Below are 25422 nucleotides of genomic sequence, written 5' to 3'. Positions count from 1 at the left end.
CCACCATGAATTTTGGCGTGGCACATAGACTCTTGCTCAAAGTGGGTTTACCGTGGTACCTAGTCGGTCCGACGACGGGCCATTAGTCTGCGGAGGATTCAATGAACAAGGCGGAACTGATCGACGTTCTGACCGAAAAGTTGGGTACGGACAGGCGCACGGCTACCGCGGCAGTCGAGCATGTTGTGGACACCATCGTGCGCGCGGTGCACAAAGGCCAGAGCGTCACGATCACCGGATTCGGTGTGTTCGAACAGCGTAAGCGTGCCGCCCGTGTGGCTCGGAACCCGCGCACCGGCGAAACCGTCAAGGTGAAGCCGACTTCGGTGCCCGCGTTCCGTCCCGGCGCCCAATTCAAGGCGGTCATCGCGGGCAAGCAGAAGCTCGCGGCGACCGGTCCTGCGGTCAAGCGTGGCGTGAATGCCCCTGTGGCGGCGAAGAAGGCGGCCGCCAAGAAGACGGCGGCGAAGAAGGCCGCCGCCAAGAAGGCGACCGCCACCAAGGCGCCCGCCAAGACGACGGCCAAGAAGGCCGCGGCCAAGGCTCCGGCGAAGACCACCGCCCGGAAGACCACCACCGCCGCGAAGAAGGCACCTGCCAAGAAGACGGCCGCCAAGGCCACCGCCGCGAAGAAGACCACGGCGGCCAAGAAGACGGCCACCAAGGCCACCGCCGCGAAGAAGACCACGGCGGCCAAGAAGGCTCCGGCCAAGAAGACCGCGGCCAAGAAGGCTCCGGCCCGCCGCGCGCGCTGAGGCGTAGTCGGCGGCCCGGCCGACTACCCCACCCATACGGACCGGAAACGGCCCCGGTGTTCGATCCCGGGGCCGTTTCGGTCTGTCCGCGTCCGGTTTTCGGGGGCCGGAAACCCCCGTTCTACGGCTTCACCAAGCCTGTCGACAGCGACCGGTCCAGGTGGTCCGCGGCCACCATCCGACCGTCGGCGAAGGACAGCACCCAGACGCTGCCCTTGCGATTGCGGGCAGGCGGAACGGTGAGCCCGGACCGGCCCGCCCACCAATTCAGCAGATCGGGAATCACCTTGCCCTGGCTGCACAGAACCCGCACCGCGCCTTGTGGCTCCAGCTCGACGGCGCGTTCGCGGGCCTCGTCCGACGCTGCCGCGTAACCGGTTTCGGACAGCAGCGGCTCCAGATGGATCTCCGCGCCGAGTTTCTCGGCCAGCGGCTGCATCGTCTGCACGCAGCGCACCGGATCGGCCGAATAGATCTCGCTCGCGCCGAAGGCCAGCAGATGCGGGACCAACGCCTGCGCTTGGTCGCGCCCGGCCCGCTCCAGCGGCCGTTCGTCGTCCGGGCCCTCGAAACGAGAGCGGTGGCCGGCTTTCGCGTGCCGCACCAGCAACAGGGTCTCGGTGGCGGCGGGGACTCGGCTGAAGGCCCGCACGACCTGCCGATCCATCGGATAGGACAGCTCGTCCATCACCCGGTCCAGCGGATACCAGGTCAGCACATCCACTTCGGTATTGGCGGTGAATTCGCCGCCCGCCACTTCCGCCGCCCAATAATCGACGCGTTTGAGTTTGCGGTGCCCCGGAATGGGGTAGGTGACGTGCCCGAGGTACCGGCCGAGGCGCGAATCCAGGCCGGTCTCCTCGCGCACCTCGCGTACGGCGGCGAGCACCGGGGTCTCACCCGGATCGATCTTGCCCTTGGGCAGCGACCAGTCCTGGTACTTGGGCCGGTGCACGACCGCGATCTCCACACCGCCGGGCTTCCCGGGGGCGCGGCGCCAGAGCACGGCGCCAGCGGCGTGAATATTGGCCGTCACTCGGGGATCCCAGAACGGTCCCCCGTCCATCTCGTATCCCGTCGTCGCTTTCACTGCTGTTCCGGTCTCCGCAGTCGCATGAGGAATTCTTGGTGGTCGCGGACCTGCTCACCGTCCACTCCGGTGCGTGCCGGTGCGGCATGCCAGCTGCCGTCCGCTTGGAGTACCCAGCAGCGGGTGGTCGGATACAGGGCCGAGTCGAAGACACCGCCCAACTGCTCGCAGATTCTCGGATCCTTCACCTGGGCCATCACCTCGACGCGGCGGTCCAGGTTGCGGTGCATCATGTCGGCGCTGCCGATCCAGTACTCGTCCTGGGCCTGGAAGTGCATGATCCGCGAATGCTCGAGGAAGCGGCCGAGGATGGAGCGCACCTCGATGTTGTCGCTCATGCCCGGCACACCGGGGCGCAGCCCGCAGATGCCGCGCACCACGATCTGCACCGGCACGCCGGCTTGCGAGGCGCGGTAGAGCGCGTCGATCACCTGCTCGTCCACGATCGCGTTGGCCTTCAAGCGGATTCGCGCCTCGGCGCCCTGCAGCGCCAGTTCGGTCTCGCGCTGGATGCGATCGATGATGCCCGCGCGTACGCCCTGTGGTGCGACAAGCAGGTTGCGGTAGTTGGCTTTTCGCGAGTAGCCGGTCAGCGAGTTGAACAGATCCGTGAGGTCGGCGCCGATTTCCGGTGCCGCCGTGAGTAATCCGACGTCCTCGTATAGTCGGGCCGTCTTCGGGTTGTAGTTGCCGGTGCCGATGTGGCAGTAGCGGCGGATGGTCGAACCCTCGCGCCGCACCACCAGACACGTCTTGCAGTGCGTCTTCAGACCGATGAGGCCGTACACCACGTGCACGCCCGCCTGCTCCAGCGCCCGTGCCCATTTGATGTTGGCCTGCTCGTCGAAGCGGGCCTTGATCTCCACCAGCGCGACCACCTGCTTGCCCGCCTCGGCGGCGTCGATGAGCGCGTTGACGATGGGGGAGTCGCCGGAGGTGCGGTAGAGGGTCTGCTTGATCGCGAGCACCTGCGGGTCGGCCGCGGCCTGCTCGATGAAACGCTGCACGCTGGTGGAGAACGAGTCGTACGGGTGGTGCACCAGCACGTCGCCCTCGCGCAGCGCCTGGAAGACGTTGCGTGGGGTCTCGCGCTCGCCGAAGGCGGGCGGAGTGGCCGGAACGTACGGCGCGTCCTTCAGGTTCGGCCGGTCGACGCCGTACACCTGCCAGAGGCAGGACAGGTCCAGCAGGCCGGGCACCTGGATCACGTCGCCGGGATCGACGTCGAGTTCGCGCAACAGCAGATCGAGCATGTGCTCGGTCATGTCGTCGGAGACCTCCAGCCGCACCGGTGATCCGAAGCGGCGGCGGGCCAGTTCGCGCTCGAGCGCCTGCAGCAGGTCCTCGTCGCGGTCCTCGTCGACCTCGAAATCGGCGTTGCGGGTGATGCGGAAGGAGTGGTGCTCCACCACGTCCATGCCGGGGAACAGCTGATCCAGGTGTGCGGCGATGAGCTCTTCCATCGGCAGGAAGGCGGCCACCGGGTTGCCCGACGAATTGCGCCGGACCCGCACGAACCGGTCCACGTTGTCGGGGACCTTGACCCTGGCGAAGTGCTCGCCGCCGGTGGCGGAGTCCTTCACCGTCACGGCGAGGTTGAGGCTCAACCCGCTGATGTAGGGGAACGGATGCGCCGGATCCACCGCGAGCGGGGTCAGCACCGGGAAGACCTGATCCTGGAAGTAGGCCGAGAGACGCTGGCGCTCATCCTCGTTCAGGTCGCGCCACTCGATGATGGCGATGCCCTCGGCGGTGAGCGCGGGCAGCACCGAATCCAGGAAGGCCCGCGCGTGCCGGTCCGCGATCTCCTGGGTGCGGACGGCGATCAGTTCCAATTGCTCGCTCGGCGAGCGACCATCGGCCGAGCGCACCGACAATCCGGTCTCGGCGCGGCGCTTCAGCCCGGCGACCCGGACCATGTAGAACTCGTCGAGGTTGGAGGCGAAGATCGCCAGGAATTTCGCGCGTTCGAGCAACGGCAGCGACGCGTCCTCGGCCAGCGCCAGCACCCTGGCGTTGAAGTCGAGCCAGCTCAGCTCCCTGTTCAAGTAGCGATCACGTGGCAACTGCTGCGTCGCCTGCTCGGCCCGCAGCGGAGTCACGGCGGGCGGAGGCGTGGGAAGCAGCTGCTGTTGCTTGACGGTTTCCGTATCGCTCACGTCACCGATCATCCCCTACGAATCGCGCGGTGTGCAGGTCGACATCGGGATTGCCGGACGGATCACGCCGTTTCGGCGACCGGCTAGCACACGCGGCGAACAGGTTCGTGAACACGGCAGGACCAGCCGATGTCGCGCAGGACAGCGCGGGTGGCGTCGCCCGCGCCGAGTTCGACGGCCAGGTCGAGATCCGCGGCGGTGTCGACATCCAGGCGCAGCCCGGGCCAGTGGCCGGTCAGCTCGGCTGCGCCCGCCGCGATATGCCGCCGCGCGGAGTCGGCGCCGAATCGCGGATCCAGCGGCGCGGCGCGGTCGCGGACGACGAGCGCGGCCGTGCCGGTCCCCGCATGATCGATGACCACCGCGCGCCGCCCGACGGGCGCGACCGTCAGCATGTCGGCGAGTTCTTCCGTGCGCAGCGCGGGCAGATCCGCTTGCAGCGCCAGCAGTTCGACCGCCCCGTGGCGACGGCGCAACGCGGCCGCCGCGTCCGACAGCGCGGTGTTCAGTCCGTCGGAGTCGGTGATGCGCGGTTCCGGATGGACGTGCGCGCCGAGCCCGTCCGCCAGCTCGGCGACCGCGGGATCCGGGGTGACGACGGTGACCGAACGCACCTGCGGGACCGCCGCGGCGGCCGACACGGTATCGGCGAGCATGGCGAGCACCAGCCGCGCCCGGTGCTCCGGGCGCAGCCGCTCGGCCAGTCGGCTCTTGGCCAGATCGAGGCTCTTCACCGCGATCACGGCGTGCACGGCGTGCGGGCGCATGGCACCAATCCTTCCATGGCATATTGGGCAGATGACGAGGGCGGCAGTACTTGGTGCGGGATCGTGGGGGACGGCGTTCGCGAAGGTGTTGGCAGACGCCGGAACCGAGGTCACCATCTGGGCGCGCCGGGCCGAGGTGGCCGAGGCTCTCGCCACCGAGCACCGCAACCCCTTCTATCTGCCGGACGTGCAGCTGCCCGAGGTGGCCGCCACCAACGATCCCGAACAGGCGCTCGCGGGGGCGCAGCTCGTGGTGCTGGCCGTGCCGTCCCAGTCCTTGCGGGCGAATCTCGAGACGTGGAAACCCGCGCTGCACACGGCGATCACCGAGCACGATGCGACGCTGCTGAGCCTGGCCAAGGGCATCGAGACCGGCACACTGTTGCGGATGAGCCAGGTCATCGCGGAGGTGACCGGCACGGAGTCCAGCCGCATCGCGGTGCTGTCCGGACCGAACCTGGCCAAGGAGATCGCCGCGGGGCAGCCCGCCGCCACCGTGATCGCCTGTTCCGACGCCGCGCGCGCCGAGGCCGTTCAGCAGGCCAGCTACACCGGCTATTTCCGGCCGTACACCAACACCGACGTGATCGGCTGCGAGATCGGCGGCGCCTGCAAGAACGTCATCGCGCTGGCTTGCGGCATCGCCTCCGGCATGGGTCTCGGCGACAACTCCATCGCCAGCCTGATCACCCGCGGTCTGGCCGAGATCATCCGGCTCGGCGTCGCGCTCGGCGCCGAACCCGTGACGCTCGCGGGCCTGGCCGGTGTCGGCGACCTGGTCGCCACGTGCACCTCGCCGCTGTCGCGCAACCGGTCCTTCGGGCACGTGCTCGGCGCGGGCGGATCGATGGAGGCGGCGCAGGAGGCCACCCAGGGACAGGTCGCCGAGGGTGTGAAATCGTGCACATCGGTGCGCGCGCTGGCCGCCGCGCACGACGTGGAAATGCCGCTCACCAACGCGGTGCACCAGGTGTGTCACGAGGGCCTCTCGGTGCGCGAAGCCGTCGGCAATCTGCTCGGGCGGCGGGTCAAGCCGGAGTGATCGCCGCAGGGTAACGGTCGCTATGACCACCGCGCGGCGGGCCGGTCCGCGCTCGCGGCGGTGCTCGGTGCGGGTACGGTTCGGTGCATGACGAACCGGATCAGGGTGGCCGTGGTGTTCGGCGGGCGCAGCAGTGAGCACGCCGTCTCGTGTCTGTCGGCCGGTAGTGTGCTGCGCAACCTCGATCCGGAGAAGTACGAGGCCGTGCCGATCGGTATCACCGCCGAGGGTGCCTGGGTGCTCGGCGGAGCCGACGTCGCCGCGCTGCGCCGCAAGGACGACGAACTGCCCGCCGTGGACGCCTCCGGCACCGCACTGACGCTGACCGCGGACCCGCAGCGCGCGGGGTCGCTGGTCGCCCTCGACGATCCTTCCGCCGCCCTGGGCTCGGTCGACGTGGTCTTCCCGATCCTGCACGGCCCGTTCGGCGAGGACGGCACCTTGCAAGGCATGCTCGAGCTCGCGGGCATCCCCTACGTGGGCCCCGGCGTGCTGGCCAGCGCGGCGGGCATGGACAAGGAGTTCACGAAGAAACTGCTCGCGGCCGACGGCCTGCCGATCGGCACGCAGGTGGTGCTGCGTCCCGGTGTCGCGACGCTGTCCGCCGCCGAGCGGGAGCGGCTCGGACTTCCGGTGTTCGTCAAGCCCGCGCGGGCCGGTTCCTCGCTCGGCATCACGAAGGTGGACGACTGGAGCGAGCTGGACACCGCCATCGCGACGGCGCGCGCGCACGATCCGAAGGTGATCGTGGAGTCGGGCATCGTCGGTCGCGAGGTGGAGTGCGGCGTGCTGGAATTCCCGGACGGCCGGATCGAGGCCAGCGTGATCGCCGAGATCCGGATGCCCGACGACGACGCTCCGGAGTTCTACGACTTCGACACCAAGTACCTCGACGACGTCTGCGAGTTCGACGTTCCGGCGAAGCTGGACGACGAGGTGGCCGAGCAGATCAGGGAACTGGCGGTCCGCGCCTTCCGCGCGCTCGACTGCCAGGGTCTGGCCCGCGTGGACTTCTTCGTCACCGACCAGGGGCCGGTGATCAACGAGATCAACACCATGCCGGGGTTCACGGCGATCTCCATGTACCCCCGCATGTGGGAGGCGACCGGGGTCGAGTACGGCGCGCTGGTCTCGACGTTGATCGAGACCGCGCTGGCTCGCGGGACCGGCCTGCGCTGAACGGTAAGCCCTGGTCCGCTGCGCGTGCGTCGGGATCGCGCGGGCGGGTCGAAGGCGGCTGGCTGCTTCGGCGTGGCTGAGGTCGACCGTTCCGGGCCGGTGCGAGGGCCGTTGACGGCGGCGCGATTCCGAGCGGGCAGGCGGAACGAGACTGCCCGCTTCGGCGTGGCTGCGGTCGGTTGTCTCGGTGGGTGCGAATGCCGCTGCTATCGGCGGGTATCCGAGCGGCGGGCCGACGCGGCTGGTGCTTCAGCACAGTCTCGATCGGCGCCGAAGTCCGTGGTCGCGACGGCGCCGATCCCGGGCGTGCGGATCAGTTCGGCAGCGGACCGGGGTCCAGCGGCTTGGCGGGCAGGTTCGCGGTGATGGTGTCGGAGACCTCTTGCAGCGGGGTCGGTCCCGAACCGTCCGGCACCGTCAGCGCGATGTAGGTCTCGCGGTCGACGGCGAACCAGGTGCTCGCCTTGGCGGCGTCGTCGCGCGCTTCGAACCACTGCACGTCGTTGACGATCTGCAACGGTGAGGCGCGGTGGAATTCCAGCGGCCGGTCCAGGCCGCAGCGCAGCACGATGGCGTCTCCGCCCTCCGGGCGCTGCCAGGCGCGGGCGGCGGGCGGAGCGGGTTCGACCAGGGTCGACTTGGTGAACTCGCCGAGGTCGGCGGGCAACGCGGGCAGCAGCTTGGTGCAGGCCTCGCCGGTAGCGGCGGGCGCGGGCACGGGGCCCAGCACCAGCGGCTCGCGTTCCACCGGCAGGCGGCGGGCGAGGACGGCGGCGACCAAGACGGCGACCACGAGGACGACCGGCAGCGCGACCGCGGTCGCGATCAATGCCGGGGGATAGCGGGATTCGTCGCTTCCGCTCTCGGGTTCCTCGGCGGCGCTGGGCTTTTCCGCCGGTTCGGTCTCACCGCTGGCCCCGGGGGTGCCGTCGGTGTCGGACGTCTCGGCTGTCTTGGACTGCTCGGTGGCGCTGATCTTCTCCGCGGGACCCGAGGCGGCCTCGCCCTTGCCGAGGTCGGTCGGCTTCTCGCCTTCGGTGGGTTCCTGCCCCTTCGCCGAGTCGCTGTCCGACGAGTCCGCCGCCATGCGTACCGGTCCTTCCTCTTCGCGCTCGCTGGAGCCGGTTGGCGCGGGTCGCGCGGGCTGCGTCGCGGCGGGTGCCGCGGACCGGCTCGGTGGTCTCGATTGCCCAGCACAGGGTACCGTCGAGCCGATTCCAGCTGGCACTACCTCGGGAAGGGACCGGTCATCAGCGAGAGCGCGGCGCCGCGGACGGTGCGTGAGCTGGGCGAGTTCGCGCTGATCGAGCGCATCAACGCCCGCAGGGTGCAGGCGCCCGCCGTGCTGCTCGGTCCCGGCGACGACGCGGCGCTGGTGGCCGCGCCCGACGGTCGCTTCGTGGTGACTACCGACATGCTGGTCGAGGGGCGGCACTTCCGGCGCGACTGGTCGAGCCCGCGCGAGATCGGCCGCAAGGCGATCGCGCAGAACGCCGCCGACGTGGTCGCCATGGGCGCGGCGCCGACGGCTTTCGTGGTGGCGCTTGGCTGCCCCGCGGAGACGCCCGTCGACGTGATCGACGAACTGTCCGACGGCATGTGGGCGGAAGCGGCGCGCGCGGGCGGCTCGATCGCGGGCGGCGACCTGGTGCGCAGTCCCGAACTGGTCGTCTCGGTCACCGCGTTCGGCGATCTGCGCGGCCACGCGCCGGTCACCAGAGCCGGTGCGCGCGTGGACGACACGGTGGCGGTCGCCGGTCGGCTGGGTTGGTCGGCCGCGGGGCTCGCCGCGCTCACCGCGGGCGCCGACGCCGAGGAGTTCGCCGAAGCGCTTGCCGCCCACCGGGTCCCGCAACCACCGTACGAGGCGGTGCTCGGATCGGCTTGGCGGGCGGGACGCTCGCTCACCGATGTCTCCGACGGACTACTCGCCGATCTCGGCCACATCGCCGAGTCCTCGGGAGTCGGGATCGATCTCGACGCGGCCGCGCTGCGCGACCCCGCCCTCGACGCGCTGGCCCGCCGACTGGATGCCGATGCGGCGCAATGGATTCTGGCCGGAGGCGAGGATCACGCCTTCGCCGGAACCTGGCCGTGTGGCGCTGAGCTGCCCGAAGGCTGGCGCGCGATCGGCCGGGTGACGTCCGGGTCCGGGGTCACCGTGGACGGCGCGCGGCACGAGGGCGGCAACGGTTGGGAATCGTTCCGTGGGGCGGACTCTGCGTCCGGCCCCGACCCACGATAGGTTGTGCGGTCATGGGTGCGAAACCACTGTCGGAAATCATGGATCCTGGCTGGGCACAGGCCTTGGAACCGGTCGCGGACCGGATCAGGGAGATGGGCGAATTCCTGCGGATCGAGAACGCCGAGGGACGCGGCTACCTGCCCGCGGGCGAGAACGTGCTACGCGCCTTCCAGCGACCGTTCGACAAAGTTCGCGTGCTGATCGTCGGCCAGGATCCGTACCCGACGCCCGGTCACCCCATGGGCCTGAGTTTCTCTGTGGCGCCGGACGTTTCGCCGGTGCCGCGCAGCCTCGCCAATATCTTCGCCGAGCTGCACAAGGACCTCGGCCACCCGACGCCCTCCTGCGGCGATCTGAGCCCGTGGTCGGACCAGGGCGTGCTGCTGCTCAACCGCGTGCTCACCGTCTCGCCGGGCAAGCCCGCCTCGCACCGCGGCAAGGGCTGGGAGGCGGTCACCGAGCAAGCCATTCGCGCGCTCGTCGCGCGGGACGAGCCGCTGGTGGCGATTCTCTGGGGCCGCGACGCCTCGACGCTGAAGCCGCTGCTGAGCGAGGCCGAGGTGCCCTACATCGAGTCCGCGCATCCCTCGCCGCTGTCCGCGTCTCGCGGCTTCTTCGGCTCGCGGCCGTTCTCGCGGGTCAACGAGCTGCTCGACGAACTGGGCGCCGAACCCGTCGACTGGCGCCTGCCCTGATCCTTCTTTCCTCCCGGCCCGCCGGGAACGAGCACCACCCGCATCACCGCACGAAAACCAGATGAGGAGCACTGCAATGCAGCACAACACCGTTCGCGGGGCCCTGCGCGGCACCACCGCCACGCTGGCCATGGCCGCCGCTATCGCGGGCGCGACGTCGGCGGCGACCGCCGCGCCGCTTCCCTTGGAGCCCGCCACGGCGACCAGCGAGACCGCGCCGGTGGCCGAGGAGTTCACCTCGACCGGCTCCTCCACCATCTCCGCGTCGGTGAACGCGAAGGTCGCGTGCCTGTTCCAGCGCACCTTCAGCGCCATGCGCCTGGACTGCTGAGCACCGCGTTCACCGAGGCTCACGACGAGGCGTAGGCGCCCTGTGCGATGCTCAGATCGTGAGTAATGCGAACAATCTTCTCGAGCCCACTCGGCTGCGCTTGCGCGGTTCGGGTGGGCTCGAGCTCGCTGCCGACCAATTCGGCCCGGTCGGCGGCCCGCTCGTCGTCTTCTTGCACGGCGGCGGACAGACCAGGCACTCGTGGAAGCAGACCGGCGCGAAGCTTGCCGCGGCCGGGATGCGGGTGGTCACCCTGGACGCGCGCGGCCACGGCGACAGCCAGTGGTCGCCGGACCGCGACTACACGCGCGAGACGATGGTCGCGGACCTGACGCTCGTGCTGGAACAGCTGGACGCCGCGAGCGCACCGGGCGGAGGCGCGGTCGTGGTCGGCGCCAGCATGGGCGGCATCACCGGCCTGCTGACCACGGCGACGCCGGGCGGTGCGTCGATTCGCGCCCTCGTCCTCGTCGACATCGTGACCCGGCCCGAGCCCGAGGGCGTCGCCAGGGTCATCGACTTCCTCAGCAAGCACCGCGACGGCTTCGACACCCTCGACCAGGTCGCCGACGCGGTCGCCGAGTACCTGCCGCACCGGCCGCGGCCGGAGAACACCGACGGCCTGCGGCGCAATCTGCGCCAGCGGGACGGCCGCTGGTACTGGCACTGGGACCCGGACATGCTGCGCGACCGCGTCGAGGATCCGAGCGCGATGGTCGAGCAGATGGAGACTGCGGCCAGCGCCCTGCGCGTCCCGGTGCTGCTGGTGCGCGGCGCGCAGTCCGACGTGGTGAGCGCCGAGGGCGCGGCGGCGTTCCAGGCGCTGGTGCCGCACGCCGAACTCGTCGAGATCGGCGGTGCGGCGCACACCGCGGCCGGTGACGACAACGACTCGTTCACCGATGCGGTCGCGAAGTTCGTGGTGGAGAACCTGAAGTAGGTCAGGCCGGGTTGTCGTAGTCCGGCTTGCGCTTCGCCACGAAAGCGTCCACGCCTTCCCGGCCGGTACGGCTGTTCGCCGCTGCGGCGATGAAATCGCGCTCCAAGTCCAGCTGTTCGCTCAGCGACGCCGAATTCGACTGCGCCAGCAGTGATTTGATGCTGGCATAGGTGGAGCGGGGGCCGCGCGCCAGTTCCTGTGCGAGCGCGAGCGTCTCGGCGCGCACGTCGGCGTCGGCCACGAGGCGGCTGAGGATGCCGAGCCGGACGGCCTCGTCCGCGTCCAGGACGGCGTCGGTGAGCAGGATCTCGGCGGCGCGCCCCGCGCCGACGACGCGCGGCAGCGTCCACGACATGCCGCCGTCGGGGCTCAGGCCGATGCCCGGGTAGGCGGGCCGCAGCTTGGTGGACGGGCCGCCGAGTGCGATGTCGGAGGCGCAGACCAGGCTCATGCCCGCGCCCGCCGCCCAGCCCTGCACCGCGGCGAGCACCGGGACGCGGGTCTCGTCCAGCGCGCGCACGAAGGCGTGCAGATCCGTCGCGAGTCCGTGGATGTGGGCGGCGCGGTCCTCGGCGGCGGCGAAGCCGCGCACGTTGCCGCCCGCGCAGAAGTTCGCGCCCGACCCGGTGAGCACGACCGCGCCGATCTCCGGGCCGAGGTCCGTCAGCGCTGCGGTGCCCGCGTTGATTCCGGCGAAATCCATCGAGGTGCCATTGGCGGCGGTGGCGATCGTGATCTGGAGGACGCCGTCGGTGGTCGTGACGTACTCGGTCTGCGCGGTGGAGGTCATGAGGGGAACCCTATCGTTTGCTCGGGCTCGCCTCGACGCTCGTTCCCGCTACCGGGCGGTTTCGGTCGTGCGCGCCGGACGCACCATCCGCACCTGCATGGCGATGGTGAAATCCTCGACCTTGCGCGCGCCCTCCAGCGCGAAACCGTGCTTGCGGTAGAAGGCCTGGGCGCGCGGATTGTCCTCGAACACCCACAGCGAGCACGGCTGGCCGGGGGCCACAACGGTGTCGAGCAACTCGCGCGCCAGACCGGTGCCGTACCAGTCGGCGCGCACGTACAACGCGTTGAGTTCGAGCGGTGCGACCGGCGCCCGGTCCCTGGGCGGGCCGGAACTGGCGAAGCCGACGACGCTGTCGCCGACGACAGCCACGTGCGTGCTGCCGGGATGCGCGCGGCGGACGCGGTCCCACGCTTCGGCGCGCCGGTCCACGTCGAAGGCGTCGAGGACGCGATCGGGGACCAGGCCGCGGTAGGCTTCACGCCAGCAGGCGATATGGCATTCGGCCAGGCCCTGGACGTGTTCGGCGGCGAGCGGCGTGACCCGCCATGCTCGCGTGCTCACCTCGGCCATGCGCTGCCCTCGGATCGGTATCTCGGAACACCTACCGACGACGACGCCCCGGAACACCCTTGTCGGGCGCCGGGGCGTTTGTCTTGATGCTGATCGACCGGGGGCCGAATCAGCCGCGAACCACCTTGCCCGCCTTCAGGCAGGAGGTGCACACGTTCATACGGCGGGTGTTGCCCGGGGCAACCTGCGCGCGCACGGTCTGGATGTTCGGGTTCCAGCGACGGTTGGTGCGCCGGTGCGAGTGCGAGACCGACTTCCCGAAGCCGGGGCCCTTGGCGCAGACGTCGCAGACGGCAGCCATAGTCGCGAACTCCTTCATGTCATATGGGGACCGCCGCACAATGATGCGGCATGTCCGGAAACAATGTCGTGATGTGCCCTGCCGACTGACGTCGACCAGCGCAGGCCAGCTTCAGGCCGCACGAGCAACCCAGCAAGGGTAGCCAATGCCACGCCGATCCGCCAAACCGGGACCCGGTCGGACGGGCCGTCCCAGCCGTCGAACACCCCGACAGCATACCGATTCGGTGTCACGCGGCCGCTGTCGGTATCGCCAGCTAACCTGGCGGACGGCGGTGTTGTGCGGGCGGTGCGAAGGGAGCGAGGTGACGGTGCCGGGGCAGCGGGAGGAGATCGACGGCGCGGCGCTGCGGGACTGGAGCCGCCTCTGTCTGGACGGTCTCGAAGAGCGGCGCGCGGAGATCAACGCGCTCAATGTCTTCCCCATCGCCGACGCCGACACCGGAACCAACCTGCTCGCCACCATGCGCGCGGCGGTCCGAGCGGCCGACGCCGCGCCGGACGAAACGAGCGCGAACCGAGTCGCCGCGGCCCTGGCGCGCGGCGCCACCGCGGGCGCGCGAGGGAACAGCGGCATCCTCCTCTCGCAGGTGCTGCGCGGCATCGCCGAAGCGACGACGGACGGACCGCTCACCGCCGAGACCCTGCGTTCCGCCCTGCGCCGCGCCGCCGCGCTGGTCCGCGAATCGCTGAGCGATCCGGTCGAAGGCACCCTGCTCACCGTGCTGGAGTGCGCCGCCGACTGCGCGGTGACCTGCCCGGAGGACACACTCGCCGAGGTCGCCGTCGCGGCCGCCGACGGCGCGGCCAAGGCGCTCGGCGACACCCCGTCCCAGCTCGGGGTGCTGCGGGCGGCCGGTGTGGTGGACGCGGGCGCGCGCGGGTTGGTGGTGCTGCTGGACGCGCTGGTCGCCGTCGCCCTCGGCGAGACTCCGACGAGACCCGACTACCTGCCGGGTGAATTCGCCGCAGCGGCAGACGTTTCGGCCGATGGCACCGAGCTCGACGGCGCGCACTTCGAGGTCATGTACCTGCTGACCGAAACCGACCTGGCGCGCGTCGCCCGACTGCGTGAGCGCCTCGCCGAACTCGGCGATTCGGTAGTGGTGGTGGGCGACGGCAGCGGGAGCTGGTCCGCGCACGTGCACTGCGCCGACGCCGGCGCGGCGGTGGAGGCCGGGCTCGCGGCGGGCGTCGTGCGCGATATCCGCATCGAGAGCTTCGCCATCACGGCCCCGGTCGGCCGCGACCACCTCGAGCCGCAGCGGTCTTCCGGAGAGAGCCGGGCGCGCGTCGGCGAAACCGGCGTAGATCGAGACCGTGCCGAGGGCCCCGCCGATCGCGGTGTGCTCGCCGTCGCCGCGGGCTCGGGAGCCGCCGCGCTGTTCGAGGCGGCGGGCGCGGTCGTGCTCGGTGCGCACCCGGTGACCTCGACCGCACTGCTCACCGCGATCCGGCGGATGCCGCACCGCGAGGTGCTCGTGCTTCCGAACGGCGCGCTGCCCGCGCACGAACTGGTCGCCGTCGGTGTCGCCGCGCGCGACGCGCACCGCGACGTGCTGCTGCTGCCGAGCGGTTCCATGGTCCAGGGCCTGGCGGCGCTGGCGGTGCACGATCGCGGCCGGATCGCCGTGGACGACGCGTTCGCGATGTCGGAGGCCGCCGCGGCGACCCGGTGGGGTTCGCTGCGCGCGGCCACCGAGCGCGCGCTGACCATGGTCGGCACCTGCGAGCCGGGCGACGGGCTCGGCTTGGTCGGCCACGACGTGGTGGTGATCGACCGCGACGTGCGCGGCGCGGCGCTGACGCTGCTGGACCGGATGCTCGGCCTCGGCGGCGAATTGGTCACCCTGCTGATGGGCGCGGACGCGCCCGCCGGGCTGGCCGAGGAGTTGAGCGCGCACATCGCCCAAGGTTTTCCCGGCGTCGAGGTCACGGTGTATTCCGGTGGCCAGCAAGGGGATCTGGCGCAGATCGGGGTGGAATGAGAGGCATCAGTACGAGGGTGGAGACATGGCGACACTGAGCGATCGGCTGGACCACATCCTTGGTGCGAAGGCCGCGGATTCGCTGTCCGAGGCCTTCGACATGAACACCGTCGAGGATCTGCTGCGGCACTACCCCTTGCGTTACGCCACCCAGGGCCAGCCGCTCACGGAGGAAGCGCCCGAGGACGGTTCGCACATCACCGTCATCGGCCGGATCACCAAGACCGAGCTCAAACCGATGCGCAACCGGCGCGGATCGCTGCTCAAGGTTCTGCTCGACACCGGGTCGGGACGCCCGGTCGACGTCACGTTCTTCAACGGCGACAAGGTGAAATACGTTGTCAAAGAAGGACTTCGGGCCATGATGTCCGGCACGGTCAGCTACTGGCGGCCCGGCAGCTGGAACCTCAGCCATCCCGGCTACCTGATCCTGCCCGAGACCGAGGACGATTCGGTCGGCACCTTCACCAAGGTGCGCGGCGGCGGCGATCTACGCGGTCTGGCGCAGAGCGCGAAAGGCGCAGGGGGAGTGGACGTCTCGTTCATGGAGCGCGAGTTCATCCCGGTGTACCCGGCCACCGCGAAGGTGCAGAGCTGGGATCTGCTGGCCTGCGTGCGCCAGGTGCTCGAACAGCTCGACCCGATCGACGATCCGCTGCCGGAGGACATTCGCGAGGACCGCGCCCTCATGCCGGTCTCCGACGCGCTGCGGCTGATCCATCTGCCGGAGCGCAAAACCGATATCGACCGCGCCAAGGACCGGCTGCGCTTCGACGAGGCACTCGCGCTGCAACTGGTGCTCGCCGAGCGGCGGCACGAGGTCGCGGGCCGGGTCGCGCGGCCGTGCCCGCCGCGCACCGACGGCATCGCCGCGGCCTTCGACCGGCAGCTGCCCTTCGAGCTCACCGCCGGTCAGCGGCAGGTGGTCGCGGAGATCTCCGCCGATCTCGGCCGAACCCAGCCGATGCACCGGCTGCTACAGGGTGAGGTCGGCTCGGGCAAGACGATCGTCGCGCTGCACGCCATGCTCCAGGTGGTCGACGCCGGTCAGCAGTGCGCGTTGCTAGCGCCGACGGAAGTGCTTGCCGCCCAGCACTATCGGTCGCTGCGCGCGATGCTCGGCGAGCTCGGTACGGCGGGCGAGCTGGGCGCTGCCGAGCAGTCCACCCGGGTGGTGCTGGTGACCGGTTCGATGTCGGCCGCGGCGAAGAAGGCCGCGCTGCTCGAGGCCGTCACCGGTGAGGCGGGCATCGTCATCGGCACGCACGCGCTGATCCAGGACAACGTCGAGTTCTTCGACCTCGGCATGGTGGTGGTCGACGAACAACACCGCTTCGGCGTCGAACAGCGGGACGCGTTGCGCGCCAAGGCGAAAGCGGGGACGAGCCCGCACCTGCTGGTGATGACCGCGACCCCGATTCCGCGCACCATCGCGATGACCACCCTCGGCGATCTGGAGACCTCCACCCTCACCGAGCTGCCCCGCGGCCGCTCGCCCATCACGTCGAAAGTCGTTCCGCGCAAACTACATCCGAACTGGGTGGACCGGGCGTGGGAACGCATTCTCGAAGAGGTGAAAGAGGGCCGCCAAGCCTACGTCGTGTGCTCGCGCATCGGCGACGACGAGGAGAACGGCGGCTCCGGCAAAGGCCGCGGTAAGGCCAAGGCGGCCGAGGAGAAGGAGGCCCCGACCACCCAGGCCGTGGTCGATGTCTTCGACATGCTGCGCGCCGGGCCGATGGCGGGCGTCCGGGTCGGCCTGCTGCACGGCAGGCTGCCCGCGGACGAGAAGGACCAGGTCATGCGCGCCTTCAACGACGCGCAGATCGATGTGCTGGTGTGCACCACGGTCGTCGAGGTCGGCGTCGACGTGCCGAACGCGACGGTGATGGTGATCGTGGACGCCGACCGGTTCGGCGTCAGCCAGCTGCACCAGTTGCGTGGCCGGATCGGTCGCGGCAAGCACCCGGGCCTGTGTCTGCTGATCACCGACGCCGCGCCCGGCGGTTCGGCGATGACCCGGCTGGAAGCGGTGGCCGCGACGACCGACGGTTTCGAACTCTCCGTGCTCGATCTGCGCCAGCGCCGCGAGGGCGATGTGCTCGGCGCGGCGCAGTCCGGGACGGCGAGTTCGCTCAAGCTGCTGTCCCTGCTCGACGACCTGGAAGTCATCACCACGGCGCAGGATCTGGCCAGGCAACTGGTCGAGGCCGATCCCGGATTGCGTGAGCACCCCGGCTTGGCGAGCATGATGCGCGCCGCCGTCGACGGTGCGCGGCTGGAGTATCTGGCGAAGTCGTGACGCCACCGCGGGACGGCCCCGTCCCGCGAGCACCCGGGCGCGGCTGGCGTGATGCACGCCGCCGTGAGCGACTGGCGTACCTGGCCAAGTCATGACACGACCGAGGGACGGACCTCCCTGGTCCGTCCCTGGCGTTCGATGCTGTTATGCCGCAAAGACTTTCGGCTCGTCCTCGGCTGAGTCGGCGTCGTTCTCACCGCGCGAGTCCGCGGTCCACAGCCCGATGATCGCCCCGGCGACCGCGATCAGTCCGCCGACCAGCAGCGCGCGCTGGAAGCCGTCGGTCATCGCGTCCAGTTGCGGCTCGCCCGCCGCCAACTGCGCGGTGGTGCGGGAGGTGGCGATCGCGGTCAGCACGGCGATGCCGAGCGCGCCGCCGATCTGCTGGGCCGTGTTGAGCAGGGCGGCGGCCAGTCCGGCCTGCTCGCCGGGCACGCCCGCGTTGGCGGCGGTGGTGTTCGCGACGAACACCGCGCCCGCGCCCACCGACATGACCAGCATGCCGGGCAGCAGGTGCGCCAGGTAGGACCCGTCGGTCGGAATGAACGACAGCCACACGATGCCGAGCCCGGTGATCGCCGCGCCGCCCACGATGACCGGCCGGGTGCCCACCCTGGTGAACAGCTTCGCCGAGAGTCCCGCCGCCACACCGATGGTCAGGCTCACCGGCAGGTACGCCACACCGGCCTTGAATTCGCCGTAGCCGAGCACCGACTGCATGTACAGCGTCACGAAGAAGAACATCGCGAGCATGCCCGCCGCGACGATCAGGTGGGTGACGTTCGCCGCGGCCAGACCGCGGATACGGAAGATCGACAGCGGCACCAGCGGATCGGCCGAGCGGTGCTCGTTGACCACGAACGCGATGAGCAGCGCCGCCGCGCCGCCGAGCAGCGCCAGCGTCGTCGCGTCGCCCCAGCCGTGCTCCGGCGCCTTGACCAGGCCGTACACCAGCAGCATCAGGCCGCCGGTGCCCAGCGCGGTGCCGAAAAGGTCGAAGCCACCACGGATCTCGTTGCGCCGATCGTTGGGAACCAGCGCCGGGATGGCAGCGAGCACCAGCAGGCAGACCGGAGTGTTGACGTAGAACACCCAGCGCCAGCCGGGTCCCTCGGCCAGCACGCCGCCGAGGAAGACGCCCGCCGCCGACGCCAGGCCCGCGGCTCCGCCCCACACGCTCAGCGCCGTCGTGCGGTCGGAGCCCTCGCGGAAGGTCGTGGTGAGGATGGACAGCGCGGCGGGCAGCATCAGCGCCGCGCCGACGCCCTGGGCCAGCCGCGCGCCGATCAACAGCCCGCTGTCGTCGGCGAGACCGCCGACCGCCGAGGCCACGGCGATGAGCAGCGTGCCCGCCACGAGCACGCGGCGGCGGCCGAGCAGGTCGGCGAGACGGCCGCCGAGCAGCATCAACCCGCCGTAGGTCAGCAGGTAGCCGCTGGTGACCCACTGCAGCGTCGCCACGTCCATGCCGAGTTCGCGCTGAATGGTCGGCAGCGCGACGTTGACGATCGAGCCGTCGACGAAGTCGAGGAAGGCGACCGTGCACAGCAGCGCCAGCGTGAGCTTGCCGCGACGGGTCGCCAGATACGAGGGTGTTTCGGTCGGTGATCGCACTGTCGGGTCCTTCTCTGCGAATCCGGACGGTTTTCGTCCTGTCGCCAACCAAGAGCGGAGGCGCCGAGGGGAGGTGACGTGGCGAGAGTCAGATCACATTCCGCGGCCCGGCTGTCACGTTCCGCGCCTCGAACCACTCTCGGGGTACGACAGCCGCGCGAGCTTTCCGGCACAGGAGGAACGATGATCGAGACCATGGACGAACAGGCGACGGACGTCTTCGCCGAGCATCGCGAACTGCTCTTCTCGATCGTGTACAACATGCTGGGCACCGTCACCGACACCGAGGACGTCCTGCAGGACACCTGGCTGGCCTGGGAGTCGCGCCACCGCTCGGACCTCGGCGAGATCACCAGCCCGCGCGCGTACCTGGTGCGGATCGCGGTGAACAACGCGCTCTCGCGCCGGGAGACGCTGGCCCGCCGGCGCGAGACCTACGTCGGGCCCTGGCTGCCCGAGCCGCTGGTCGCCGACACCCCGGAGGTCAGGGACAGCGCGGACGCCGCCGAGATCGCGTTGCGCGGCGAGTCGGTGTCGCTGGCGATGCTCGTCGTCCTGGAGACGCTCACCCCGCTCGAGCGCGCGGTGTTCGTGCTGCACGAGGTGTTCGGCTATCCGCACGCCGAGATCGGCGCGATGCTGGGCAGGGAGACCCCGGCGATCCGCCAGCTCGCGCACCGAGCCAGGGACCACGTGCGCGCCAAGCGTCCGCGCTACCAGGCCGACGCGCGCACCCAGCGGGCGGTGACCGAGCGCTTCCTCGCCGCCCAGCTCAGCGGGGACGTGACGGGTTTGTTGGAACTGCTCGCGCCGGACGTCACGTTCCTGTCCGACGGCGGCGGCCTGCTTCGCGCGGCGCTGCGGCCGGTGCACGGACCGGACAAGGTCGCGCGCCTGCTCACCAGTCCTATGGTGTTGACCTCGGTCCCCGACATGACGATCCGGTACGGGTGGACCAACGGCGAGCCGTCCGCGGTGGTCTATTCCGGCGGTGCGCCTGCGGCCGTCCTGCTGCTGGACGTCGACGCCGACACCGGAAAGGTGCGCACGGTCTACGCGATTCGCAATCCGGAGAAGCTGACCCACCTGCGCGGGTGAGGGTCAGCGCAGCATCCGCGGATAAGGCAGATCGGTGCTGGTGTTCTCCGCCACCGCCAGCGGACTGCCGATCTGCGGGAACGCCCGCTGCGGGCAAGCGGGCCGCTCGCACACCTTGCATCCCGCGCCGATGGGCACCGCGGCGCCGGGGTCGTCCAAGTGCAGCCCGGTCGAATACACCAGGCGGTCGGCGTATTCGATGTCGCAGCCGAGCCCGATGGCGAAATTCTTCGTCGCCGTGCCGAATCCGTGCGGCGCGATGAACGCCGTCCGGGCGATCCACAGGTAGCGCCTGCCGTCCGGCATGGCGGAGATCTGGGTGAGGATGCGGCCCGGGTGGGCGAACGCCTCGTGCACCACCCACAGCGGGCAGCTGCCGCCGACACGAGAGAAGTGGAAAGCCGTGGCGGACTGGCGTTTCGAGATATTGCCCGCGCGGTCGGTGCGGACGAGGAAGAACGGAACCCCGCGCTGGCCCTGCCGTTGCAGGGTGCTCAGGCGGTGGCAGATGGTCTCGAAGCCGACCTCGAAACGCAGGCTCAGCAGGTCGATGTCGTAACGCAGTTCCTCGGCCGAGCGCAGGAACCGGCCGTAGGGCAGGATCAGCGCGCCCGCGAAGTAGTTGGCCAGTCCAATTCGGGCCAGCGCGCGGGATTCGCCGGTGAGCGAGGGGGTTTCGCTGAGCACCGCGTCGAGCTCGGGGCCGAAGAGCAGGAAGCCCAGGGTCGTCGCGATCTGGAAGGCGCGCTGCCCGGGGCGCAGCCTGCGGGCCAGGGTCAGCGTGCGGCTCTCGGGGTCGTAGTGGCGCTTCGGGATCGACGGATCGGCGCCGTCGCCGCGCACCAGAACGGTCACCCCTGCTCGCTCCTCGGCGATCCTGGCGAGCTGGCGGTCCAGCGAGCCGATGGTGAGACCGCACTCCTCGAAGAGCTGTTCGGCGAGGTGGTCCAGGTGTGGGATGTGGTTGTGGTGGTCGTAGAAGAAGTCGCGGACGTCCTCGTAGGGCATCGGGACGCCGGGCCCGCCGGTGGGCGCGGCCACCCGGGAGGAGAGCAGATCGAGCTGGTCGGTGGCGGCGCGCAACCGTCGGTGCATGGCGACCAGGATGCGGGCCACCTCAGGCTGGCGGGTGGCCAGCTCCTCGACCTCGGTCAGCGGGGCGCTGTCGCCGCCCGCCGCGTCCACGAGCACCTCGTGCAGGTCGGAGACCAGACGGGCGTCGGAGTCGGCGGCGAAGAACTGAACGTCCAGGTCGAAGGTGGAGTTGAGCTTCAACAGCACCGGAATGGTGAGCGGTCGCTGGTCGCGTTCCAGCTGGTTGAGATAACTGGGCGAGAGATCGAGGGATTTCGCCAGTGCCGCCTGCGTCATCCGTCGTTCCTCGCGCAGTCGCCGCAGCCGGGCGCCCGCATACATCTTGCGCACGGGCGAATCCTAGCGGCTTCGTCTTCGCAAACATCGCAGAACCGGTACTTCTCGCCCACAGAAATCGGCATTTGCACGGGATTCTTGCTTCGGCGTCCGCTGCGTAGCGTGCGAAGAGAGGCCCTTGGGCCGGTAGCCGTCTGGAACCCGAAGGGTGCATGAAGACCCATATCGTACGCGCTCGCGTCGCCGACGAGGCGTTTCCGCGCGGCGCGCGCCCGTTCCCCGCGCCCACGACATCGAGAAGTTTCGGACGCGGGCCGACGGGGTAGTAGATCGTGCGGAGCAGGACCGTTTCCTCGACGCGGCGCGAGGCACCGCGAAACACGGTGCGGGCGAACTCGATCAGCTGACATTCACCGCGGCGCCCGAGGTCCTCGGCCGGGCACCGGAGGTTCGTGAGGGGATCTTCTGTTGCCCGACCGACTCCGTTCCGGCCCGACGGCCGCCACCGCCACGCCGACAAGTGGTCGGGCTTCCGCGCTGGACTGAACTCCGGTCGCGTCCAGCGCCTGCCCGCCGCGTTCGATCCGGCGGTGGCCACGCTGATCCGGCAACTGGGCTTCGAGAGCGGTGCACGTCTCCGGCGCGGTGGTTGTGGCCCGGCGAGCCGAGTGCGTGGTCAGATGTCCGGCAGTTCCTTCGGCGTCCCTTCTGCGGTGATGATTTCGATTACCGCGGCGACAATCGGGCCGTCGGGATCGCTGAGACGCGGCAACGAACTCCGATCCACCAGTAAAGAGCCAAGAGTGAAATCGACCAGTTCGGCACCGACCTGTTCGGCGGACCTACGCCCTTCCGGCTCGAACCACGTCCACGCCCATTGCGCGGCACCGAAGATGAGCAGGGTCCGGATACTTCCATCGACAGGCCGGAACTCACCCGAAACAACGCCCGACTCGAGCACATTGCGCAGCATTTCGATGTAGCGCCGTCGCAGTTTACGCCCCTCGGAGGTCTCCTCTTGCTGGGCGAACCGCGCGACCTCGCGCTGGAAAGCGACGGTCCGATTTCGATCATGCACCTGATAGAGCATGGACGCGAACAACAGCGCGGCCATCCGTTCGGCAGGCGCAGGAAACTCCGCTACGATGCGCTCTGCCTCATCGATCCGCTGCCGCATATAGGAAATGTGCAAGGCTTCCAGCAACCGCGCCTTCGTACCGTAGTGGTGCACGATCAAGCCCTGCGAGATGCCCAACTCGCTCGCGACGCCACTGAAGCTGGTCCCGTCATAGCCCTTCTCGGCAACATGGCGCGTGAAGATATCGAGGATCGCACCCGACTTGCCCGGCTCAGCCACACGCCTACCCACCGATACCACCCCTCTTCGGTCCAAATTTTCCCGCACACTCTAGCGCCCAGTGACGGCGTTACCCCGGCGTTGACTGAGTGTGCAGTCAGTATTAGCATTATGCGCCGAGTCACAGCGGTGTACTCGCCGGTATCAATAGTTCATCTACCTTCGGGCAATCAACCATGCGCTTATCCCGCCAAGGCGGTGACCACGACGTCGTCATCAGCCATAACCTGTGGTCACCCCGCGCCATGAGCCCTCGCTGTCAGATGGTCACCATCCACCGCCTCGCGGCCCGTGAGTCCGAGCACGTAACGTCCGCGAAGTCCACCACATGGTCGGATAGTCCGGCCTGCTCGAAGCGTCGGCCCGCGATGGAGAACAAGTGAGTCCCCTGGACGCGGGTACGGCGGAGGCGCCGGAGGATCCCGCGACGGACGCGGGAGCTCTGCTGTCGCCGGAACAACTATTGGCCGCGATCGGTGGTCGTCTCGCCGAGCCGTTGCCGCTCGTCGCGTGGGCACGGGAACTGGGCGATCTACACGCCGCTCTGATCTCGACGGTTCTGAATCCGCCGCGGCCCGACGTCACCGAGGCGGCCCTGCACGCGGAAATCGCGAAGGTCGTCGACAAGATCAACTCGTGGGCGGCGTTCTACGTCCGGCACAGCCGGTGCGCCCGGCGCCACACCCACACCTTCGGTGAGGTGATCAGTCACGTCGCGAAGTCCTACGCCGAGGCATGGTGGACGGTGCTGCACACCGACTGCGAGGAGCTTCGGCACTCCGCATGGGTCCATCTCGGCGAGGTCCGCGACGGCTACGCGCAACTCATCGGCGACATCAGAACCGGTCGTGTCCAATTCCCGCTGGGGTGGGCGGGCATCCGACATGCCCGGCGAAACGACAGCGCTTCCACTGGGTCCGACGGGGATGGGGTGCACCCCGGCAAGCAGTAGTAGGCACAACGGGCGGTGCGGTCTGGACGGCGCCACGAGTGCCGCAGGCCAGGTCCATATTCGAAGGCATCGGTACGCTCGTGGGCATGGGTGGGGACTTGTTGCTGCTGATCGCCACCATCGGCGGCCCATTGGGGTTGTTCGGGTGGGCGGCTGTTCGGGCGAAGCGCCGCGGGCTCGGGTGGTCGTTCGCCGGGCCGTTTCAGGAGATGTTCGATCCTGGTGCGGCGCGGGCGCAGATCGTCATCGAGGAGAGGGCGGAACTGCCGGATCCGGGGGGCACCGGCGACCCGGATAACGACGACGATGTGCCGAACACGGTGATGTACAAGGGTGTTCGGCTCTACGTCAATCCGAAGGCTCGGCATCGCGGAGGTGATGGGACCGCCAGCCGAGCGGGGTGAGCACGGACGGCCCGGACCGTTTCGGTCAGCACGGGAGGCGGCATTCGCGGCCCGCGGCTGCCCCGAAGACCGCCCGGATCGCGGCGATATCGGACGTTCCGCGCGGACGCCGACGGCCCGAGACAACTCGGGCCGTCGGTCTTCGGACTGTCGCAGCTGGTTGCCCGCAGGGTTGCGAATCTCGTTGCGGACTTCGAATATGCCGCTACTCGACCGAGTTGGCCAGCCGATCGGCATATGGGGCGGTGAGTTTTCCGACCAGGGGAAGTTCTGCGCGGACACCGCCGGTGTTGTTGGCCTGGACCATGGCCATGACCCAGACGACGACCGCGAAGACCGCGACCGCGAGTCCGGCGAGGCTGAAGATGATCCCCGCGACTCCGAGGAGCGAGCCGACGATGCTCAGAACGATATTGACCACCGAGACCGCTCCGAAGAAGACGATCGATTGCGAGGCATGGAATTTCACGTCGGGGTCGTTCTTGCCGACGAACAGGAAGATGACTCCGGTGAGCCACCCCAGTGCGTAGGACAGGATCGCGCTGGTCTTCTTGTCCAAGCCGGCGGACTGCGGTTGGTTCGTGGGAGGTTGAGAAGTTGTCATGAGGTAAGTAGACGCTGCGCGCGCCACCTACCGATCCCAAGTTTCGCCCGAACCCCCAGGTCGCGGGTCAGCCGGCGACCGGGATCGTGGACGTGGTTCTCCCTTGATCGTTCACGCCGGTAGGTGGTTGGGGGAGTTGGGGACCGGGATTTCGAACTGCCAGGGACCCGAGAGGCCGGGGCGGGCGGCGGCCTGGGTGTGTAGGCGCAGGTAGTCCACACGGGAGAGGTCGATGGCGCCGAGGGAGGTGAGGTGGCTGGAGGTGACCTGGCAGTCGACGAGGGCGAAATCCCAGGCGGCCAGTTGGGCGCAGAGCCAATACAGCGCGATCTTGGAGGTGTCACGGGCGCGGGAGAACATGGACTCGCCGGCGAAGGAGCGGCCGCATGCGACGCCGTAGAGGCCGCCGACAAGGTCGCCGTCGCGCCATACCTCGACCGAGTGCGCATGACCGAGGTGGTGCAGCCGCAGGTAGGCCGCCATCATGTCGGAGCCGATCCAGGTTCCGTCCTCCTTGTCGCGCGGTCCGGCGCAATTCGACATCACATCGGCGAAGGCGCGATCCATGGTCACCCCGTAGTCGGCTTTGGCGACAGATCGACGATAGGACTTGGTCACCCGCAGGTCGGTCGGCACCAGAATGCTCCGCGGGTCCGGGCAGTACCAGTGGATCGTTTCGCCGGGGTTGTACCAGGGAAAGATGCCCGCGGAATAGGCGCTCAACAGCCGCTCTGACGACAGATCCCCGCCGAAAGCGACCAGTCCGGTCGGATCCGCGAGCTCGACAGGTGGGAAAGGCTGGTCTGGATCGACCAGATACATCCGCATCAGGTCGCTGGCGTCGGTCACCGGACAGACATTACCGA

General features: G+C 69.5%; 24 protein-coding genes. 12 read left to right on the top strand and 12 right to left on the bottom strand.

What is annotated here, in order from left to right; genetic code table 11:
- The first annotated feature begins 101 nt into the window (after nucleotides 1-101).
- Nucleotides 102-755 carry an HU family DNA-binding protein gene (locus AB0H49_RS21605; protein ID WP_354999262.1) on the top strand — a complete coding sequence of 218 codons (654 nt, stop codon included), beginning with the start codon at nucleotides 102-104 and terminating at the stop codon, nucleotides 753-755.
- Between the two features lie 121 nt (nucleotides 756-876).
- Here AB0H49_RS21605 and AB0H49_RS21600 read toward each other — a convergent pair whose 3' ends face one another.
- The 3 genes from AB0H49_RS21600 to cofC all read right to left on the bottom strand — a co-directional run bounded on the left by AB0H49_RS21600 (nucleotide 877) and on the right by cofC (nucleotide 4771).
- On the bottom strand, nucleotides 877-1821 hold the full coding sequence (locus tag AB0H49_RS21600; RefSeq protein ID WP_357253854.1) for a bifunctional NUDIX hydrolase/histidine phosphatase family protein: 945 nt from the start codon (nucleotides 1819-1821) through the stop codon (nucleotides 877-879).
- 20 nt (nucleotides 1822-1841) lie between these two features.
- The gene (locus tag AB0H49_RS21595; protein ID WP_354999263.1) at nucleotides 1842-4016 is read right to left on the bottom strand and encodes an RNA degradosome polyphosphate kinase; all 2175 of its coding nucleotides are present in this window, start codon (nucleotides 4014-4016) and stop codon (nucleotides 1842-1844) included.
- A gap of 71 nt (nucleotides 4017-4087) precedes the next feature.
- The gene (gene cofC, locus AB0H49_RS21590) at nucleotides 4088-4771 is read right to left on the bottom strand and encodes a 2-phospho-L-lactate guanylyltransferase (protein ID WP_354999264.1); all 684 of its coding nucleotides are present in this window, start codon (nucleotides 4769-4771) and stop codon (nucleotides 4088-4090) included.
- A gap of 31 nt (nucleotides 4772-4802) precedes the next feature.
- Between cofC and AB0H49_RS21585 the strand changes: the two genes are divergently transcribed.
- On the top strand, nucleotides 4803-5813 hold the full coding sequence (locus AB0H49_RS21585; protein ID WP_357253817.1) for an NAD(P)H-dependent glycerol-3-phosphate dehydrogenase: 1011 nt from the start codon (nucleotides 4803-4805) through the stop codon (nucleotides 5811-5813).
- A gap of 87 nt (nucleotides 5814-5900) precedes the next feature.
- On the top strand, nucleotides 5901-6992 hold the full coding sequence (locus tag AB0H49_RS21580) for a D-alanine--D-alanine ligase family protein (RefSeq protein ID WP_354999266.1): 1092 nt from the start codon (nucleotides 5901-5903) through the stop codon (nucleotides 6990-6992).
- A gap of 313 nt (nucleotides 6993-7305) precedes the next feature.
- Here AB0H49_RS21580 and AB0H49_RS21575 read toward each other — a convergent pair whose 3' ends face one another.
- Nucleotides 7306-8079: a DUF3515 domain-containing protein gene (locus AB0H49_RS21575; RefSeq protein ID WP_357253815.1), complete on the bottom strand. Its 774-nt coding sequence runs from the start codon at nucleotides 8077-8079 to the stop codon at nucleotides 7306-7308.
- Between the two features lie 162 nt (nucleotides 8080-8241).
- Here AB0H49_RS21575 and AB0H49_RS21570 point away from each other — a divergent pair, with 162 nt between their 5' ends.
- The 4 genes from AB0H49_RS21570 (at nucleotide 8242) to AB0H49_RS21555 (ending at nucleotide 11203) form a co-directional block, all read left to right on the top strand.
- Complete coding sequence (locus AB0H49_RS21570; RefSeq protein WP_357253852.1) at nucleotides 8242-9237, top strand: thiamine-phosphate kinase; 996 nt, start codon at nucleotides 8242-8244, stop codon at nucleotides 9235-9237.
- A gap of 11 nt (nucleotides 9238-9248) precedes the next feature.
- Complete coding sequence (locus tag AB0H49_RS21565; protein WP_357253813.1) at nucleotides 9249-9932, top strand: uracil-DNA glycosylase; 684 nt, start codon at nucleotides 9249-9251, stop codon at nucleotides 9930-9932.
- A 76-nt stretch (nucleotides 9933-10008) separates the two neighbouring features.
- Entirely contained in the window at nucleotides 10009-10263 is a 255-nt protein-coding gene (locus AB0H49_RS21560; protein ID WP_067781970.1) for a hypothetical protein, read from the top strand.
- Nucleotides 10264-10321: 58 nt separating this feature from the next.
- Nucleotides 10322-11203, top strand: a complete 882-nt coding sequence (locus tag AB0H49_RS21555) for an alpha/beta hydrolase (protein ID WP_357253811.1) — start codon at nucleotides 10322-10324, stop codon at nucleotides 11201-11203.
- A 1-nt stretch (nucleotide 11204) separates the two neighbouring features.
- On the opposite strand, the gene AB0H49_RS21550 is transcribed toward AB0H49_RS21555, so the two are convergent.
- The 3 genes from AB0H49_RS21550 to rpmB all read right to left on the bottom strand — a co-directional run bounded on the left by AB0H49_RS21550 (nucleotide 11205) and on the right by rpmB (nucleotide 12867).
- Nucleotides 11205-11993 carry an enoyl-CoA hydratase-related protein gene (locus AB0H49_RS21550; RefSeq protein ID WP_357253809.1) on the bottom strand — a complete coding sequence of 263 codons (789 nt, stop codon included), beginning with the start codon at nucleotides 11991-11993 and terminating at the stop codon, nucleotides 11205-11207.
- A 48-nt stretch (nucleotides 11994-12041) separates the two neighbouring features.
- Nucleotides 12042-12566 (bottom strand): GNAT family N-acetyltransferase, encoded by a 525-nt coding sequence (locus AB0H49_RS21545; protein WP_357253807.1) that lies wholly within the window; start codon nucleotides 12564-12566, stop codon nucleotides 12042-12044.
- Nucleotides 12567-12675: 109 nt separating this feature from the next.
- The gene (gene rpmB, locus AB0H49_RS21540; protein ID WP_011210730.1) at nucleotides 12676-12867 is read right to left on the bottom strand and encodes a 50S ribosomal protein L28; all 192 of its coding nucleotides are present in this window, start codon (nucleotides 12865-12867) and stop codon (nucleotides 12676-12678) included.
- Nucleotides 12868-13171: 304 nt separating this feature from the next.
- Between rpmB and AB0H49_RS21535 the strand changes: the two genes are divergently transcribed.
- Complete coding sequence (locus AB0H49_RS21535; protein ID WP_357253805.1) at nucleotides 13172-14854, top strand: DAK2 domain-containing protein; 1683 nt, start codon at nucleotides 13172-13174, stop codon at nucleotides 14852-14854.
- 25 nt (nucleotides 14855-14879) lie between these two features.
- Complete coding sequence (gene recG / locus AB0H49_RS21530; RefSeq protein ID WP_354999273.1) at nucleotides 14880-17156, top strand: ATP-dependent DNA helicase RecG; 2277 nt, start codon at nucleotides 14880-14882, stop codon at nucleotides 17154-17156.
- A 144-nt stretch (nucleotides 17157-17300) separates the two neighbouring features.
- On the opposite strand, the gene AB0H49_RS21525 is transcribed toward recG, so the two are convergent.
- A complete protein-coding gene (locus tag AB0H49_RS21525; protein WP_357253803.1) occupies nucleotides 17301-18770 on the bottom strand; it encodes an MFS transporter in 1470 nt (489 codons plus the stop codon).
- 183 nt (nucleotides 18771-18953) lie between these two features.
- Between AB0H49_RS21525 and sigJ the strand changes: the two genes are divergently transcribed.
- Nucleotides 18954-19868, top strand: coding sequence for an RNA polymerase sigma factor SigJ (gene sigJ, locus AB0H49_RS21520; protein ID WP_354999275.1), 915 nt, complete (start codon nucleotides 18954-18956; stop codon nucleotides 19866-19868).
- A gap of 3 nt (nucleotides 19869-19871) precedes the next feature.
- Here sigJ and AB0H49_RS21515 read toward each other — a convergent pair whose 3' ends face one another.
- A complete protein-coding gene (locus AB0H49_RS21515; RefSeq protein WP_354999276.1) occupies nucleotides 19872-21293 on the bottom strand; it encodes a short-chain fatty acyl-CoA regulator family protein in 1422 nt (473 codons plus the stop codon).
- 622 nt (nucleotides 21294-21915) lie between these two features.
- Nucleotides 21916-22596, bottom strand: coding sequence for a TetR/AcrR family transcriptional regulator (locus tag AB0H49_RS21510; protein ID WP_357253801.1), 681 nt, complete (start codon nucleotides 22594-22596; stop codon nucleotides 21916-21918).
- 379 nt (nucleotides 22597-22975) lie between these two features.
- Between AB0H49_RS21510 and AB0H49_RS21505 the strand changes: the two genes are divergently transcribed.
- Both AB0H49_RS21505 and AB0H49_RS21500 read left to right on the top strand, forming a co-directional pair.
- Complete coding sequence (locus AB0H49_RS21505; protein ID WP_357253799.1) at nucleotides 22976-23548, top strand: hypothetical protein; 573 nt, start codon at nucleotides 22976-22978, stop codon at nucleotides 23546-23548.
- 98 nt (nucleotides 23549-23646) lie between these two features.
- Nucleotides 23647-23952: a hypothetical protein gene (locus AB0H49_RS21500; RefSeq protein WP_357253797.1), complete on the top strand. Its 306-nt coding sequence runs from the start codon at nucleotides 23647-23649 to the stop codon at nucleotides 23950-23952.
- Nucleotides 23953-24157: 205 nt separating this feature from the next.
- On the opposite strand, the gene AB0H49_RS21495 is transcribed toward AB0H49_RS21500, so the two are convergent.
- Together AB0H49_RS21495 and aat are read right to left on the bottom strand one after the other, a co-directional pair.
- Nucleotides 24158-24556, bottom strand: coding sequence for a DUF4870 domain-containing protein (locus AB0H49_RS21495; RefSeq protein WP_357253795.1), 399 nt, complete (start codon nucleotides 24554-24556; stop codon nucleotides 24158-24160).
- A gap of 111 nt (nucleotides 24557-24667) precedes the next feature.
- Nucleotides 24668-25405: a leucyl/phenylalanyl-tRNA--protein transferase gene (gene aat, locus AB0H49_RS21490; protein WP_357253793.1), complete on the bottom strand. Its 738-nt coding sequence runs from the start codon at nucleotides 25403-25405 to the stop codon at nucleotides 24668-24670.
- Nucleotides 25406-25422 lie beyond the last annotated feature (17 nt).

The organism is Nocardia sp. NPDC050713, from assembly GCF_040654315.1.
GTDB lineage: Bacteria > Actinomycetota > Actinomycetes > Mycobacteriales > Mycobacteriaceae > Nocardia.
This window is presented reverse-complemented; position numbering and strand designations above follow the sequence as displayed.

Coding starts and splice junctions, on each gene's coding strand:
- AB0H49_RS21605 (WP_354999262.1), top strand. CDS start 102: ATGAACAAGGCGGAACTGATCGACGTTCTGACCGAAAAGTTGGGTACG.
- AB0H49_RS21600 (WP_357253854.1), bottom strand. CDS start 1,821: ATGGACGGGGGACCGTTCTGGGATCCCCGAGTGACGGCCAATATTCAC.
- AB0H49_RS21595 (WP_354999263.1), bottom strand. CDS start 4,016: ATGATCGGTGACGTGAGCGATACGGAAACCGTCAAGCAACAGCAGCTG.
- cofC (WP_354999264.1), bottom strand. CDS start 4,771: ATGCGCCCGCACGCCGTGCACGCCGTGATCGCGGTGAAGAGCCTCGAT.
- AB0H49_RS21585 (WP_357253817.1), top strand. CDS start 4,803: ATGACGAGGGCGGCAGTACTTGGTGCGGGATCGTGGGGGACGGCGTTC.
- AB0H49_RS21580 (WP_354999266.1), top strand. CDS start 5,901: ATGACGAACCGGATCAGGGTGGCCGTGGTGTTCGGCGGGCGCAGCAGT.
- AB0H49_RS21575 (WP_357253815.1), bottom strand. CDS start 8,079: ATGGCGGCGGACTCGTCGGACAGCGACTCGGCGAAGGGGCAGGAACCC.
- AB0H49_RS21565 (WP_357253813.1), top strand. CDS start 9,249: ATGGGTGCGAAACCACTGTCGGAAATCATGGATCCTGGCTGGGCACAG.
- AB0H49_RS21560 (WP_067781970.1), top strand. CDS start 10,009: ATGCAGCACAACACCGTTCGCGGGGCCCTGCGCGGCACCACCGCCACG.
- AB0H49_RS21550 (WP_357253809.1), bottom strand. CDS start 11,993: ATGACCTCCACCGCGCAGACCGAGTACGTCACGACCACCGACGGCGTC.
- AB0H49_RS21545 (WP_357253807.1), bottom strand. CDS start 12,566: ATGGCCGAGGTGAGCACGCGAGCATGGCGGGTCACGCCGCTCGCCGCC.
- rpmB (WP_011210730.1), bottom strand. CDS start 12,867: ATGGCTGCCGTCTGCGACGTCTGCGCCAAGGGCCCCGGCTTCGGGAAG.
- recG (WP_354999273.1), top strand. CDS start 14,880: ATGGCGACACTGAGCGATCGGCTGGACCACATCCTTGGTGCGAAGGCC.
- sigJ (WP_354999275.1), top strand. CDS start 18,954: ATGATCGAGACCATGGACGAACAGGCGACGGACGTCTTCGCCGAGCAT.
- AB0H49_RS21495 (WP_357253795.1), bottom strand. CDS start 24,556: ATGACAACTTCTCAACCTCCCACGAACCAACCGCAGTCCGCCGGCTTG.